We start from the raw sequence: 13,543 nt of genomic DNA, 5'->3' as shown, positions 1-13,543 counted from the left end.
TTAATCACCCGTTTCAGGGATGGGGATGACGTTTCAAAACTAAAAAGTCACATAGGGACGATACGGTCGCCGTCATGCCTGCCGACACCGTTCCCGTCACGGGGTGGGGCCGCACCGCTCCCACCGCCGCCCGGCTGATCCGCCCACGGACGTACGAGGAGGCCGCCCTGGCCGTCCGGGAGTGCGGGGCCCGCGGAGGCATCGCGCGGGGGCTGGGACGGGCGTACGGGGACGCGGCGCAGAACGCGGGCGGTGCCGTGCTCGACATGACGGGCCTGGACCGCGTGCACGCGATCGACGCCGACGGCGGCACCGTGCTGTGCGACGCGGGCGTCTCCCTGCACCGGCTGATGGAGGTGCTGCTGCCGCTCGGCTGGTTCGTGCCGGTGACGCCGGGCACGCGCTACGTGACGGTCGGCGGGGCGGTCGGCGCCGACATCCACGGCAAGAACCACCACGTCTCCGGCTCCTTCTCCCGCCATGTGCTGTCCCTGGAGCTGCTCACCGCCGACGGTCAGGTCCGTACGGTCGTGCCGGGCACGCCGCTGTTCGAGGCGACCGCGGGCGGCATGGGCCTGACCGGGGTGATCCTCACCGCGACGGTCCGGCTCCAGCCGGTCGAGACCTCGCTGATGTCCGTCGACACCGAGCGCGCGGACGATCTCGACGACCTGATGGCCCGCCTCGCCGACACCGACCACCGCTACCGCTACTCGGTCGCCTGGATCGATCTGCTGGCCCGCGGCCGGGCCACCGGCCGCGCGGTGCTCACGCGCGGCGACCACGCCCCCCTGGACGCCCTGCCCCGGGGCAGCCGCGCGCGCGGGGAACCCCTCTCCTTCCGCACCCCCCGGCTCCCGGCCGCCCCCTCCTTCGTCCCCGAGGGCCTGCTCAGCCGCACCACCGTGGGGCTGTTCAACGAGCTCTGGTACCGCAAGTCCCCCCGCGCGCGCATGGGCCGGCTCCAGCGGATCCCCGCGTTCTTCCACCCCCTGGACGGCGTGCCGCACTGGAACCGCGTCTACGGCCGGGGCGGCTTCGTGCAGTACCAGTTCGTCGTCGGGCACGGCCGGGAGGACACCCTGCGCCGGATCGTGCGCCGGATCTCCGAGCGCCGCTGCCCGTCCTTCCTCGCCGTCCTCAAGCGCTTCGGGGAGGCCGACCCCGGATGGCTGTCCTTCCCGGTGCCGGGCTGGACCCTGGCCCTGGACATCCCCGCGTCGCTGCCCGGCCTCGGCGGCTTCCTCGACGAACTCGACGAGGAGGTCGCCGGCGCCGGCGGACGCGTCTACCTCGCCAAGGACTCCCGGCTGCGCCCGGAGCTGCTCGCGGCCATGTACCCCCGCCTGGACGACTTCCGCGCGCTGCGCGCCGAACTGGACCCGCGCGGGGTGTTCGTCTCCGACCTGGCCCGCCGTCTCCATCTCTAGACAACCTCCAGGAGCTGTCATGAAGGACGCCTTCGGCCTCCCCCAGTCCCTGCTCGTCCTCGGCGGCACGTCCGAGATCGCGCTGGCCACCGCGCGGCGGCTGATCGCCCGCCGCACCCGCACGGTGTGGCTGGCGGGCCGCCCCTCCCCCGGCCTGGACGAGGCCGCCGGGCAGCTGCGCGGCCTCGGCGCCGAGGTGCGCACGGTCGCCTTCGACGCGCTCGACCCCGCCGCCCACGAGGACGCCCTCGGCAAGGTCTTCGCCGAGGGGGACGTCGACATGGTGCTGCTCGCCTTCGGCACCCTGGGCGACCAGGCGCACGACGAGCGGGACCCGTCGGCCGCGGTGCGGGTCGCGCAGACCAACTACACCGGCGCGGTCTCGGCGGGCCTGGTGTGCGCGAGCGCGCTCCAGGCGCAGGGCCACGGCTCGCTGGTGGTGCTCTCCTCCGTCGCGGGCGAGCGGGCCCGCCGCGCCAACTTCATCTACGGCTCCAGCAAGGCCGGCCTGGACGCCTTCGCCCAGGGCCTCGGCGACGCGCTGTACGGCACGGGGGTGCACGTCATGGTCGTACGCCCCGGTTTCGTCCGTACGCGGATGACCGCCGGACTCCCCGAGGCGCCGCTGGCCACCACGCCGGAGGCGGTCGCGGCGGCCGTCGAGCTGGGACTGCGGCGCCGCGCGGAGACCGTGTGGGTGCCGGGCGCGCTGCGGATGGTGATGTCGGCGCTGCGGCACCTGCCGCGCGGGGTGTTCCGCCGGCTGCCGGTCTGAGGTCCGGCCGGGGGTGCTCAGCGGGCGGAGACGGATCCCCGGTCCACGCTCCCGGACTGCGGGGGCACCACCGCGGAGCCGAAGGGGAACTCGCGCAGCTTGCGCCACACCCCGTCGGCGCCCTGCTCGTAGAGCGCGAAGCCGGTGCAGGGCCACTCGGCCTCGTAGCCGGCGAGCTCCTCGAAGGCGCGGTCCATGGCCGCCTCCTCGATGCCGTGCGCCACGGTGACGTGCGGGTGGTACGGGAACTGCAGCTCGCGGGCGACCGGGCCGGAGGCGTCGCGGACCTGCTTCTGCAGCCAGGTGCAGGCCTCACCGCCGTCGACGACCCGGACGTACACCACCGGCGACAGCGGCCGGAAGGTGCCGGTGCCGGACAGCCGCATCGGGAACGGGCGGCCCGCCGCGGCGACCTCGCCGAGATGCGCCTCGACGACCGCCAGATCGGCGTCGTCGATCTCGGTCGGCGGCAGCAGGGTGACGTGCGTGGGGATACCGTGAGCGGCGGCGTCGCCGAAGCCCGCGCGCAGCTGCTGAAGCCGGCTGCCGTGAGGCTCCGGGACCGCGATCGACACACCGATCGTTACGGTCCCCACGTCGTCTCCTGTCGTTGTGGTGGTGAAGCGCGGTGGTGGAACTGCGGTGAGCACCGGGTGACCGCCGGAACGGTCACCCTGTCATCGACTGTACGACCACGACCCGGATGCGGGCAGGCGCAACCGGAGTGATGTGCAGCGCTGTGCGGTGGTACGGACGGCGGCCGCGGGCCGGTTCAGCGCCGGCCCGGAGCTCGGCCGTTCAGTGCTTGGCGGGCAGGAAACCGACCCGGTCGTACGCCCGGGAGAGGGTCTCCGCGGCGACGGCACGCGCCTTCTCCGCGCCCTTGGCCAGGATCGAGTCGAGCGTCTCGGGGTCGTCCAGGTACTGCTGGGTGCGCTCCTTGAACGGGGTCACGAACTCGACCATGACCTCGGCGAGGTCCGTCTTGAGCGCACCGTAGCCCTTGCCCTCGTACCTCTGCTCCAGTTCGGGGACGTCCGCTCCGGTGAGGGTCGAGTAGATCGTGAGGAGATTGCTCACCCCGGGCTTCTCCACGACGTCGTAGCGGATCACCGTGTCGGTGTCGGTGACCGCGCTCTTCACCTTCTTGGCGGTGGTCCTCGGCTCGTCCAGGAGGTTGATGAGGCCCTTCGGCGTGGACGCCGACTTGCTCATCTTGACCGCCGGGTCCTGGAGGTCGTAGATCTTCGCCGTCTCCTTGAGGATGTACGGCTTCGGCATCGTGAACGTCTCGCCGAACCGGCCGTTGAACCGGTCGGCGAGGTCGCGGGTGAGCTCGATGTGCTGGCGCTGGTCCTCGCCCACCGGCACCTCGTCGGCCTGGTAGAGCAGGATGTCCGCGACCTGCAGGACCGGGTACGTGAACAGGCCGACCGAGGCGCGGTCGGCGCCCTGCTTGGCGGACTTGTCCTTGAACTGGGTCATGCGGGAGGCCTCGCCGAAGCCGGTGAGGCAGTTCATGACCCAGGCGAGCTGGGCGTGCTCGGGGACGTGGCTCTGCACGAAGAGCGTGCAGCGGTCCGGATCGAGACCGGCGGCCAGCAGCTGGGCGACGGCCAGCCGGGTGTTGGCGCGCAGCTCGGCCGGGTCCTGCGGGACCGTGATCGCGTGCAGGTCGACGACCATGTAGAACGCGTCGTGGGTCTCCTGCAGGGCCACCCACTGGCGGACGGCGCCGAGGTAGTTGCCGAGGTGGAACGAGCCTGCGGTGGGCTGGATTCCGGAGAGCACGCGGGGTCGGTCAGTCGCCATGCCCCTTATTCTCTCAGGTCCCGCGGAGCGGTCCGGAACCGACCGGAAACAGGTGGGAACCGATCCGTCCCCGGCGGTGTAACAAAGACGTGAGGACGCGGGAGGGGGGCCGCATCGTCGATGAGGCCGCGGTGATCGCACGCGTACGCGCCGGGGAGCCGGAGGCGTACGCGGAGCTGGTGCGGGCCCATACGGGCATCGCGCTCAGGGCGGCCGCCGCGCTCGGGGCGGGGGCGGACGCGGAGGACGTGGTGCAGCAGGCCTTCGTCAAGGCGTACTGCGCGCTGGGCCGGTTCCGGGACGGCATGGCGTTCCGGCCGTGGCTGCTGTCGATCGTGGCCAATGAGACGAGGAACACAGTGCGCGCCGCCGTGCGCCGGAACGGTCTCGCCGACCGGGAGGCGGCGTTCGTGAAGGCGGAGCCGGTGATACCGGAGTCGGCCGATCCGGCGGTCGCGACGCTGCGGACGGAGCGCCGCGGGGCGCTGGTGGCCGCCCTGGAGAAGCTGAGCGAGGAGCACCGGCTGGTCGTCACCTACCGCTATCTGCTGGAGATGGACGAGCGGGAGACCGCCCAGGCCCTGGGTTGGCCCCGGGGCACGGTGAAGTCGCGGTTGAACCGCGCCCTGCGCAAGCTGGAGCGTCTGCTGCCGGACTTCCGGCCCGGGGAAGGGGGTGAGAGGCGTGAGTGAGCGGTACGACGGTGAGGCGGCCCGGCTGCGGGAGGAACTGCGGGCCTTCGGCCGGTCCCTGGACGGGCCGGACGGGGCCGCGGGGTCCGAGTCGATGGCCGAGCGGGTGCTGGGGCAGATACTCGCCGAGGAACTGCCGGTGCCGGTCGCCGGACCGGCCGGCGCGGGCGCACGGCTGCGGGCGGCGCGGCGCTGGACGCGGGCGCGGTGGCGGTCGCTGGTCGGGGCCCTGTGCGGGCTGCTGACGGTACTGGCGCTGACGCCTCCGGTGCGGGCGGCGGTGACCGACTGGTTCGGCTTCGGCGGGGTCGAGGTGCGGTACGACCCGTCGGCGGTGCCCTCGCCGGGCGCGGAGGTGCCGGGCTGCGGGCGGTCGGTGTCGCTCGGTGAGGCGGAGCGGCGGGCGGGGTTCAGGCCGCTGCTGCCGAAGGCGCTGGGCGCTCCGGACGGGGTGACGGTGAACGGGCTGCCGCGGGGGCGGTTCCTGGTGAGTCTGTGCTGGCGGGAGCAGGGGCGGACGATCCGGCTCGACGAGTTCCCGGCCCGCCTGGACGTCACCTTCGTCAAGAGCGTGCGCGAGCAGCCGGAGTGGCTGCCGCTGGGCAGGGAGGGCGGGACTCCCGACCAGGCCCTGTGGTTCCCGCGACCGCACGTGCTGAGCTTCTGGATGGTGGACGCGGACGGTCACCGGTTCACCCGGGAGGAGCGCACGGCGGGGCCGACACTGCTGTGGCCGCACGGCGGTGCGGCCTCCTCGGGGAAGGGCGCGGAGGAAGTGACGCTGCGGCTGGAGGGGGTGGCGTCGAAGGCGCGGGCGCTGGAGATCGCGGAGGCGGTCGAGGAGACGGGCCGGTAGCCGGGTGTCCCCGAGTCGTGGAATTCGTGGTGCGCCGACTGGGAACCCCGGCGGGGCGACCGGTGTACCAGAAGTGACAGGCGGCTCGTGGGCGGGTCGCAGGGGGATCGACCGGCCGAGTGGGGGTCCGGATGCGCGGGTGGAAGGGCAGGGTTCGACAACTGACGGCAGCGATGGGCGCGTTGGCGGCTTCGCTGGCCCTGGTGGTGTGGGGAGCGGCGCCGGCCTCCGCCGGAGGGCCGACGAGCGTGCTGGTGGTCTCGCCGGGGAGCGGGGAGACCGCATCGCTGTACTACTCCGACAAGGAGTACGCCGCCCTGGAGCGGCTGCTCGGCCCGCCCGACAGGGGCACCCGGGACAAGCTGCCGGAGGCCGACCTGGCCTCGGTCCGGTTGGTCAACGTGTCGTGGATGCTGCACGACGTGACGCCCTGGCGGGTGGACCGGGTCTTCCTCGGAAGCATCGAGGAGGACGTGTGGATACACACGGCGGCGAAACTCCCCGAGACGCCGAACGGCGTCTGGCACCGCGCCGAGGACCCGACCGACCTGCACAAGCTGCTGTACGAGCTGGGCGTGATGGGCCACACGACGGAGACGGGTCCGGCCTCCGACATCTATCCGGTGCCCTGGGAGACGGAGGCCTCCGGTTCCACCGCCGGTTCCGGCACACCGGACTCCGGTACGGAGCAGGGTGCGGCGGCGGACTCGGGGGCACGGGCCGCGTCACGTGCGGGCGACGGCACCGGCTGGTGGTGGGCGATATCGGGGGCCGTGGCCGGAGCGGCGCTGGCCCTGGTGCTGCGCCCGTACGTGACGCGGTTGCCGCCGGTCCGCCGCCGGAAGGACGACCCGGGGCCGCGGCAGGAGCTGCTGGACGCCTGATGACGGGCACACGGCGGCCCGGTACGTGACCGGACCGCCGCGGGGCCCGTCGATCAGGGCCGGGCTTGCCTCAGCCGAGGTCGATCTCCGGGTAGAGCGGGAAGCCGGCGACGAGGTCGGTGGCTCGGCGGGAGATCTCGTCGGCGACCTTCGCGTCGAGGACGTGGGCGGCCTTCGAGGGAGCGCCGGACTTGGTGGTGCCCGGCTCCGTGGTGGTCAGGACGCGGTCGATGAGACCCGCGACCTCGTCCATCTCGGCGGTGCCCAGGCCGCGCGTGGTCAGCGCGGGGGTACCGACGCGGATGCCGGAGGTGTACCAGGCGCCGTTGGGGTCGGCCGGGATGGCGTTGCGGTTGGTGACGACGCCCGAGTCGAGCAGGGCGGCCTCGGCCTGGCGGCCGGTGAGACCGTAGGAGGTGGCGACGTCGATCAGGTTGAGGTGGTTGTCGGTGCCGCCGGTGACCAGGGTGGCGCCGCGCCGCATCAGGCCCTCGGCGAGGGCGCGGGAGTTGTCGACGATGCGCTGGGCGTAGTCCTGGAAGGCGGGCTGCCGGGCCTCGGCGAGGGCGACGGCCTTGGCGGCCATGACGTGCGGGAGCGGGCCGCCGAGAACCATCGGACAACCGCGGTCGACCTGGTCCTTGAGGGAGTCGTCGCACAGCACCATGCCGCCGCGCGGGCCGCGCAGCGACTTGTGGGTGGTGGTGGTGACGATCTGGGCGTGCGGAACCGGGTCGAAGTCGCCGGTGAGGACCTTGCCGGCGACGAGACCGGCGAAGTGGGCCATGTCCACCATGAGCGTGGCACCGACCTCGTCGGCGATCTCCCGCATGATCCGGAAGTTCACGAGACGGGGGTAGGCGGAGTAACCGGCGACGATGATCAGCGGCTTGAACTCGCGGGCGGAGACGCGCAGGGCCTCGTAGTCGATCAGGCCGGTGGCCGGGTCGGTGCCGTAGGAGCGCTGGTCGAACATCTTGCCGGAGATGTTCGGGCGGAAGCCGTGGGTGAGGTGGCCGCCGGCGTCCAGGGACATGCCGAGCATGCGCTGGTTGCCGAAGGCCTGGCGGAGCTCGGCCCAGTCGGCCTCGGAGAGGTCGTTGACCTGGCGGGCGCCGGTCTTCTCCAGGAAGGGGGCCTCGACGCGGTCGGCGAGGACGGACCAGAAGGCGACGAGGTTGGCGTCGATGCCGGAGTGCGGCTGGACGTAGGCGTGGCGGGCGCCGAAGAGCTCCTTGGCGTGCTCGGCGGCGAGCGACTCGACGGTGTCGACGTTGCGGCAGCCGGCGTAGAAGCGGCGGCCGACGGTGCCCTCGGCGTACTTGTCGCTGAACCAGTTGCCCATCGCCAGGAGGGTGGCCGGGGAGGCGTAGTTCTCGGAGGCGATCAGCTTGAGCATCTCGCGCTGGTCGGCGACCTCCTGGCCGATGGCGTCGGCGACGCGCGGCTCGACGGCGCGGATCACGTCGAGGGCGGAGCGGAAGGCGGTGGAAGCGGGGGTGAGCGGCTGCTCGGCGGACATCGGGACCTCCGGAGACGTGGCGTTCGGCGTTCACGGTACGGCCCAGGCGCACGGCACATGTTTCCGGACCCGAGGGGTCCGGGGCCGCTTCCCGATGGTTACTCCCATCCCAGCACGCCAGTCACGGCCCGGCGCCAGCCTAACGGGCGGCGTCCCGGCACGGGCGCCGGCGTCCACCATGCGGGCGACAGGGGCGCTAGAGGATCACATGGGGCAGGAAGCGGGCGTACTCGTCCGTCACCAGCCCCGAGGACTCGCGGATGCCCAGCCCCGCCGACTCGTTCTCCACCACCCATGTGCCGAGGACGACGTGGTTGCCGTCGAAGGTGGGGAGCGGGGCCAGCTGCTGGTAGCAGCAGGGTTCGTCGCGGAGCACGGGGTCGGAGCCGGGCTCGTGGAGGGTCACGCCGGCGCCCTCGCGGCCGAGCAGGGGCTTGGCGACCCAGCCGGTGGTGTCGGCCAGCTCCCGCGGGCCGTCCAGATAGGCGGGGAGGAGGTGGGGGTGACCGGGGTACAGCTCCCACAGGATCGCCAGCAGGGCCTTGTTGCTCAGCAGCATCTTCCAGGCGGGTTCGATCCACAGGGTGGAGCCGGTGCCGCCGCCGTTGTCGAGCGTGGCGAGAACATGGTCGGCGAAGCGGTCGGTGGTGAGCCACTCCCAGGGGTACAGCTTGAAGACGCTGCGGATGAACCGGAGGCCGTTGTCGACGAAGCGGCCGGAGAGGCGGTCCCAGCCGATCTCCTCCATGGAGATCCAGTCGGTGTCGAGGCCGGCCTGTTCGGCGGTCTCCTTGAGGTAGGCGACGGTCATGAGGTCCTCGCCGTACTCGTCGGCGGAGGAGTGGGCGAAGTACAGGGGGCTGCCCGGTGGGAGGAGGGCGGCCTGTTTCCTCCAGGCGTCGACGAGGCGTTCGTGGAGGGAGTTCCACTGGTCGGCGCCGGGGAAGCGCTCCTCCATCCAGAACCACTGGGGGGAGGCGGCCTCCACGAGGGAGGTCGGGGTGTCGGCGTTGTACTCCAGCAGTTTCGCCGGGCCGGTGCCGTCGTAGCGCAGGTCGAAACGGCCGTAGACGGAGGGGAGTTCGGCACGCCGGTGCCAGGCCTCGGCGACCACGCGGGCGATGCGCGGGTCGGTGATGCCGAGGTCGGCGAAGCGGTCGGCGGTGACGATGTGCTCGGCGGCGGCGAGGCACATGCCGTGCAGTTCCTCGACGACCTCCTCCAGCGCCTCGACCTCGCCCAGGCTGAAGACGTAGTAGGCGCTCTCGTCCCAGTAGGGGCGCAGGGAGCCGTCCGGGTAGCGGGTGAGCGGATAGATGAGCCCCTGCTCCTCGACGGTCTCCTGCCAGCCGGGGCGCGGCTCGGTCGTACGCCGTTCCATGACCCGCTCAGCCGCCGCTGCTGCCGGAGCCCGAGCAGCCGAAGCCGCCCCGGTCGACGGCCTCGCTGCGGCTGAAGGTGCCGTAGTCGGCGTAGCCGTTGCTGACGTCGGCGTCGTAGTACCAGTCGGCGTTGGCGCGGGACTTGCCGCCCTTGCCGAAGGAGCCCGAGGAGGTCGTCCCGGAGGACGTGCAGTTCTTGTCGGCGACGACCTTGTAGCCGTTGATGTGGTCGTAGCTGTCCCGGTCCACGCACCGCCGGTCCGGATCCGACCCGCACGAGGTCAGCGCCGCCGCGAGGACACCCATCCCCCCGAGCACCACCGTGCTGGACCGCAACCGCCGCCGTGACTCCGCCATGCCCTTCACTCCCCCTCGCACTCCCCCGGGTCACCTTCCCCGGCTCGCGGCGGACAGCCTAGAGACCGCCCGGCGGGCGCGCGCAGGAGCCCCCGCTCCCGCCCTTCTCCCCGCCGCCTTTTCGCCCTCTTTGGCATGCATGGGCCGGTTCCGTGGCTCGTGGTGCGCCCCCGCGTGACCTCCACCTGTCCGCTTCCTCCCCAGGACTCGTATCGCCGCCGACGGCACCCCCGCACCTCCGGTGCGTCAGGGCAGTGCCCGGCACAGGGCGTCCAGGGTGCTCGCCCAGGCGTGGTCCGGTGGGGTGGCGTAGCCGACCACCAGGGCGTCGCCCGCCGCGGCGCCGGTGGCGGGGTGGCGGAAGCGGGAGAGGCCGTGGACGGCGAGGTTCTGCCAGGTGGCGGCCTGGACCACGGACCGCTCGGTGCCGGGCGGGAGTTGCAGGACGGCGTGCAGGCCGGCCGCGATGCCGGTGATCCGGACGTCGGGGGCCCGGGTGGCGAGGGACTCGACCAGGGAGTCGCGGCGGCGGCGGTAGCGCAGGCGGGCGGCGCGGACGTGGCGGTCGTAGGCGCCGGAGGTGAGGAACTCGGCGAGGGTGAGCTGTTCGAGGACGCTGACGGAGTGGCCGCCGCCGTGGGCGACGACGTCCGGGAGCAGGGACGGGGGCAGGACCGTCCAGCCGAGGCGGAGGCCCGGGGCGAGGGACTTGCTGGCGGTGCCGAGGTAGACCACGTGGTCGGGGTCGAGGTTCTGGAGCGCGCCGACGGCCTGGCGGTCGTAGCGGAACTCGCCGTCGTAGTCGTCCTCCAGGATCAGTCCGCCGGTGCGGCGCGCCCAGTCGACGACGGCGGCGCGGCGCTCGGGGCGCAGGGCGCCGCCCAGCGGGAACTGGTGGGCCGGGCTGAGCAGGACCGCGTCGGCGGCGCCCGGGTCCTGTGCGCGGGTGCCGAGGGAGTCGAAGGGGAGCGGGACGGTGGTCAGGCCGGCGCGGGCGGCCAGGTCCCAGTGGGTGTCCAGTCCGTAGGACTCCACGGCGAGGGTGCGGGCGCCGCGGGCGCGCAGGACCTCGCAGAGGAGGCGGAGGCCGTGGGCGAAACCGGAGCAGACGACGATCCGTTCGGGGTCGGCGCGTACGCCCCGGACGCGCGCCAGGTAGTCGGCGAGGGCCGTGCGCAGTTCGGGGCGGCCGCGCGGGTCGCCGTAGCCGAGGGCGTCGTGCGGGGCGGCGGCGAGGGCGCGGCGGGCGGCCTTGAGCCATTCGGCGCGGGGGAAGGAGGAGAGGTCGGGGGTGCCCGGGACGAGGTCGTACGGAAGCCGGCCGGGGGCCCGGCGCGGGGACGGTCGGCGGGTCGGCGGGGTGGGCACCGCGCGGTCGGCGACGCGGGTGCCGGAGCCCTGCCGGGCCGTGAGCCAGCCCTCGGCGATCAGGTCGGCGTAGGCGTCGGCGACGGTGTTGCGGGCGATGCCCAGGTCGGCGGCGAGGGAGCGGGAGGAGGGCAGCCGGGTGCCGGGGGTGAGCCGGCCGGTGCGGACGGCCTCGCGCAGGGCCTCGGTCAGGCCGCGGCGCAGGCCGGGACCGGTCGGTTCGAGGTGCAGGTCGATGCCGAAAGTGGCCCAGCGTTCCGCCATGGAAGTGGACCATACTCCTGGGCTGCCTCGCTCCTAGGGTCGAGGCATGACCACTACGGAAACGAACACCGAGTACGCCGCCGAGCTGCCCGTCCGGCTGGAGTGGGCCCGGCACGCCCCCGAGGTCTACAAGGCGATGATCCGGCTGGACACCGCCGCCAAGAAGGGGCTCGACGCCAAGCTGTACGAGCTGGTGAAGATCCGCGCCTCCCAGCTCAACCACTGCGCCTTCTGCCTGGACATGCACACCAAGGACGCGCTCGCGGCGGGTGAGAGCGTCGAGCGGATCATCCAGCTCGGCGCGTGGGAGGAGTCGCGGCACTTCTACACGGAGAAGGAGCTCGCGGCGCTCGAGCTGACCGAGGCGGTCACCGTGCTGACGGACGGCTTCGTGCCGGACGAGGTGTACGAGCGGGCCGCCAAGCGGTTCGAGGAGCCGGAGCTGGCGCAGCTGATCGCCGCGATCACCGTGATCAACGCGTGGAACCGGTTCGGTGTGACCTGCCGGATGACCCCGGGCCACTACACGCCGGGACAGCACGGGTGACGGCTCGTACGACCCGCCTCGACGCCGGTGTCCGCAGCGCGCTGCGGGCGGTGAGCGCCGCCGCCAAGAGGGGCCTCGGCGATCCGGGGCTGGCCGAGCTGGTCCAGATCCGTGCCTCGCAGCTCAACCACTGCGCGTTCTGCCTCGACCTGCACCTCGCCCTCGCCCGCAAGGAGGGGGTGGTGCGCGAGGCGCAGCTCGATCTGCTGGACGCCTGGGAGGAGGCCGGGGACGACGTCTTCGACGCGCGGGAGCGGGCCGCGCTGGAGCTGACCGAGGCGGTCACGGTGCTGACCGAGGGGTTCGTGCCCGACGAGGTGTACGAACGGGCGGCCGGGCACTTCGACGCCGTCCGGCTCGCCCACCTCGTCGCGCTGATCACCGCCGTCAACGGCTGGAACCGGCTGATGGTCGCCCGCCGGATCCCGCCGGGCTCCACCGAGTGGTGAACTCCGGTCACCGGTGCGTGCGCGGTCCACGGCCGGAAGTGCTCCGGGGCACGGAGCACGGGGGCACGGAGCACGGAGGCACGGAGCACGGGGGCGCGACGGAACAACGCGACGGAACAACGCGACGGGACGACGCGACGGGACGAAAGGCCCGGGTGCGGCCGGGAAGCCCCGGGTCAGCCCTGTTCGCAGGTGGTGGCCGGGGGGCAGAAGTGCGCGACGGCGGTCAGCGCCAGGTGCAGTTCGGGGTCGATGCCGTCGGTGGGCGGGCCGTACGCGGCGATCGCGTACGTCTTGCCGTCGCCCGGAGCGCGGAAGCGCACGTCCTGGACGTGCCAGCTGCCGGCGTCCGGTTCGCCCCGCAGGGAGTCGGCCCGGTACTCCAGCCGCAGCCCGGAGACACCGGCCTCGTCGACCGGCTCCAGGGAGACCTTCTCGAAACCTTCGGCCTTCGGCGTGCTGTCGGACAGGAACAGGTCGAAGGACTCCTCGGGGGAGGACTCCGCGACCTCGTACACCTGGAGGCGGCGGTACCCGTCGGCGCTGCGGTAGTTGACGACGTCCATGCCGTGCTGGGAGGCCACCGCCTCGCGCGTCCAGCCCAGCGGGCGGGCGATGGTGAAGCCCTCGGCGTCGGTGTGGAGCTCGTAGTCGGCGGGGAGTCCGGACGCCTGGCCGGAGGGGGAGCCGGTGGTGCCGTCGGTGGGTTCGACGGCGGCCGTGCCGACGTCCGACGGGCCGGGGGTCACGTCGGACGTCGGCGCCGGGCCGGAGGTGGCCGCGTGGTCGTCGCGGGAGCCGGGCCCGCCGTCCGCCGCGTCGTCGTCGACGACCAGCGTCAGCAGCAGCGCCGCGGCGACCCCGGCCGCGGCGGCCCCGCCCAGCACGCCCCACAGGAGCCGTCGGCCGGGGCCCCGGCCGACGGGCGGCGCCGGCTCGGCGGACGGCCAGGTCGCGCCGTGCGGCGGTTCGGGGCTGGACCAGGCTCCGTGCCCCGTGGCGGGCCCCGGTATGCCGCCCGCCCCTACGGTGCCCGTCGGTACGTCGTCCGGCGCGTCCGAAGCGCCCGCCGGGGCGTCCGGCCCGAGCGGCAGGAACTCCGGGCGCGGCGGGGGCGGCGGGGTGACCGGTGCCGCGCCGCCGCCGTCCTCCCAGCGCTGGGCGTCCTCGTTCCAGTACCGCTGTCCCCCGCTCATCGCGTCCCT

General features: G+C 73.3%; 14 protein-coding genes and 1 riboswitch. Of the genes, 7 read left to right on the top strand and 7 right to left on the bottom strand.

The features are described 5' to 3' along the window. The first annotated feature begins 74 nt into the window (after window positions 1-74). On the top strand, window positions 75-1,430 hold the full coding sequence (locus AB0A94_RS01965; RefSeq protein ID WP_361737294.1) for an FAD-binding oxidoreductase: 1,356 nt from the start codon (window positions 75-77) through the stop codon (window positions 1,428-1,430). Window positions 1,431-1,449: 19 nt separating this feature from the next. Then, the gene (locus AB0A94_RS01960; RefSeq protein WP_361737291.1) at window positions 1,450-2,205 is read left to right on the top strand and encodes a decaprenylphospho-beta-D-erythro-pentofuranosid-2-ulose 2-reductase; all 756 of its coding nucleotides are present in this window, start codon (window positions 1,450-1,452) and stop codon (window positions 2,203-2,205) included. Window positions 2,206-2,222: 17 nt separating this feature from the next. Here AB0A94_RS01960 and AB0A94_RS01955 read toward each other — a convergent pair whose 3' ends face one another. Next, window positions 2,223-2,801 (bottom strand): 2'-5' RNA ligase family protein, encoded by a 579-nt coding sequence (locus AB0A94_RS01955; RefSeq protein WP_361737288.1) that lies wholly within the window; start codon window positions 2,799-2,801, stop codon window positions 2,223-2,225. Between the two features lie 202 nt (window positions 2,802-3,003). After that, the gene (gene trpS / locus AB0A94_RS01950; protein WP_361737285.1) at window positions 3,004-4,017 is read right to left on the bottom strand and encodes a tryptophan--tRNA ligase; all 1,014 of its coding nucleotides are present in this window, start codon (window positions 4,015-4,017) and stop codon (window positions 3,004-3,006) included. Between the two features lie 131 nt (window positions 4,018-4,148). Here trpS and AB0A94_RS01945 point away from each other — a divergent pair, with 131 nt between their 5' ends. From AB0A94_RS01945 to AB0A94_RS01935, 3 genes are all read left to right on the top strand, one after another. After that, complete coding sequence (locus tag AB0A94_RS01945; RefSeq protein WP_361737282.1) at window positions 4,149-4,709, top strand: sigma-70 family RNA polymerase sigma factor; 561 nt, start codon at window positions 4,149-4,151, stop codon at window positions 4,707-4,709. Then, window positions 4,702-5,565 (top strand): hypothetical protein, encoded by an 864-nt coding sequence (locus AB0A94_RS01940; RefSeq protein ID WP_361737279.1) that lies wholly within the window; start codon window positions 4,702-4,704, stop codon window positions 5,563-5,565. Before AB0A94_RS01945 ends, AB0A94_RS01940 begins: the two co-directional genes overlap by 8 nt. 173 nt (window positions 5,566-5,738) lie before the next feature. After that, the gene (locus AB0A94_RS01935) at window positions 5,739-6,449 is read left to right on the top strand and encodes a hypothetical protein (RefSeq protein ID WP_361737276.1); all 711 of its coding nucleotides are present in this window, start codon (window positions 5,739-5,741) and stop codon (window positions 6,447-6,449) included. Window positions 6,450-6,519: 70 nt separating this feature from the next. On the opposite strand, the gene AB0A94_RS01930 is transcribed toward AB0A94_RS01935, so the two are convergent. The 4 genes from AB0A94_RS01930 to AB0A94_RS01915 all read right to left on the bottom strand — a co-directional run bounded on the left by AB0A94_RS01930 (window position 6,520) and on the right by AB0A94_RS01915 (window position 11,342). Next, window positions 6,520-7,971: a glycine hydroxymethyltransferase gene (locus AB0A94_RS01930; RefSeq protein ID WP_361737273.1), complete on the bottom strand. Its 1,452-nt coding sequence runs from the start codon at window positions 7,969-7,971 to the stop codon at window positions 6,520-6,522. Window positions 7,972-8,004: 33 nt separating this feature from the next. After that, window positions 8,005-8,106: riboswitch (ZMP/ZTP riboswitch) on the bottom strand. Window positions 8,107-8,167: 61 nt separating this feature from the next. Then, on the bottom strand, window positions 8,168-9,352 hold the full coding sequence (locus AB0A94_RS01925) for a glutathionylspermidine synthase family protein (RefSeq protein ID WP_361737270.1): 1,185 nt from the start codon (window positions 9,350-9,352) through the stop codon (window positions 8,168-8,170). A gap of 7 nt (window positions 9,353-9,359) precedes the next feature. Next, complete coding sequence (locus tag AB0A94_RS01920) at window positions 9,360-9,710, bottom strand: hypothetical protein (RefSeq protein ID WP_361737267.1); 351 nt, start codon at window positions 9,708-9,710, stop codon at window positions 9,360-9,362. A 246-nt stretch (window positions 9,711-9,956) separates the two neighbouring features. Further along, a complete protein-coding gene (locus AB0A94_RS01915; RefSeq protein ID WP_361737264.1) occupies window positions 9,957-11,342 on the bottom strand; it encodes a PLP-dependent aminotransferase family protein in 1,386 nt (461 codons plus the stop codon). Window positions 11,343-11,388: 46 nt separating this feature from the next. On the opposite strand from AB0A94_RS01915, the gene AB0A94_RS01910 reads away from it, so the two are divergent. Both AB0A94_RS01910 and AB0A94_RS01905 read left to right on the top strand, forming a co-directional pair. Beyond that, window positions 11,389-11,889 (top strand): carboxymuconolactone decarboxylase family protein, encoded by a 501-nt coding sequence (locus AB0A94_RS01910; RefSeq protein WP_361737262.1) that lies wholly within the window; start codon window positions 11,389-11,391, stop codon window positions 11,887-11,889. After that, window positions 11,886-12,338: a carboxymuconolactone decarboxylase family protein gene (locus tag AB0A94_RS01905; RefSeq protein WP_361737259.1), complete on the top strand. Its 453-nt coding sequence runs from the start codon at window positions 11,886-11,888 to the stop codon at window positions 12,336-12,338. The genes AB0A94_RS01910 and AB0A94_RS01905 overlap by 4 nt, the downstream gene beginning before the upstream one ends. Before the next feature lie 176 nt (window positions 12,339-12,514). Here the strand turns inward: AB0A94_RS01905 and AB0A94_RS01900 are convergent, their stop codons facing one another. Beyond that, window positions 12,515-13,534, bottom strand: a complete 1,020-nt coding sequence (locus tag AB0A94_RS01900) for a hypothetical protein (RefSeq protein WP_361737256.1) — start codon at window positions 13,532-13,534, stop codon at window positions 12,515-12,517. Window positions 13,535-13,543 lie beyond the last annotated feature (9 nt).

Origin of the sequence: Streptomyces sp. NPDC044984 (assembly GCF_040646935.1) — a bacterium.
GTDB lineage: Bacteria > Actinomycetota > Actinomycetes > Streptomycetales > Streptomycetaceae > Streptomyces.
The sequence above is the reverse complement of the archived record's forward strand: the minus strand, read 5'-3'. Positions and strand labels throughout refer to the sequence as shown.

What these genes read in the sequence shown, in the direction of transcription:
- AB0A94_RS01910 (WP_361737262.1), top strand. Translation starts at nt 11,389, where the DNA reads ATGACCACTACGGAAACGAACACCGAGTACGCCGCCGAGCTGCCCGTC.
- trpS (WP_361737285.1), bottom strand. Translation starts at nt 4,017, where the DNA reads ATGGCGACTGACCGACCCCGCGTGCTCTCCGGAATCCAGCCCACCGCA.
- AB0A94_RS01915 (WP_361737264.1), bottom strand. Translation starts at nt 11,342, where the DNA reads ATGGCGGAACGCTGGGCCACTTTCGGCATCGACCTGCACCTCGAACCG.
- AB0A94_RS01930 (WP_361737273.1), bottom strand. Translation starts at nt 7,971, where the DNA reads ATGTCCGCCGAGCAGCCGCTCACCCCCGCTTCCACCGCCTTCCGCTCC.
- AB0A94_RS01965 (WP_361737294.1), top strand. Translation starts at nt 75, where the DNA reads ATGCCTGCCGACACCGTTCCCGTCACGGGGTGGGGCCGCACCGCTCCC.
- AB0A94_RS01960 (WP_361737291.1), top strand. Translation starts at nt 1,450, where the DNA reads ATGAAGGACGCCTTCGGCCTCCCCCAGTCCCTGCTCGTCCTCGGCGGC.
- AB0A94_RS01920 (WP_361737267.1), bottom strand. Translation starts at nt 9,710, where the DNA reads ATGGCGGAGTCACGGCGGCGGTTGCGGTCCAGCACGGTGGTGCTCGGG.
- AB0A94_RS01935 (WP_361737276.1), top strand. Translation starts at nt 5,739, where the DNA reads ATGGGCGCGTTGGCGGCTTCGCTGGCCCTGGTGGTGTGGGGAGCGGCG.
- AB0A94_RS01925 (WP_361737270.1), bottom strand. Translation starts at nt 9,352, where the DNA reads ATGGAACGGCGTACGACCGAGCCGCGCCCCGGCTGGCAGGAGACCGTC.
- AB0A94_RS01900 (WP_361737256.1), bottom strand. Translation starts at nt 13,534, where the DNA reads ATGAGCGGGGGACAGCGGTACTGGAACGAGGACGCCCAGCGCTGGGAG.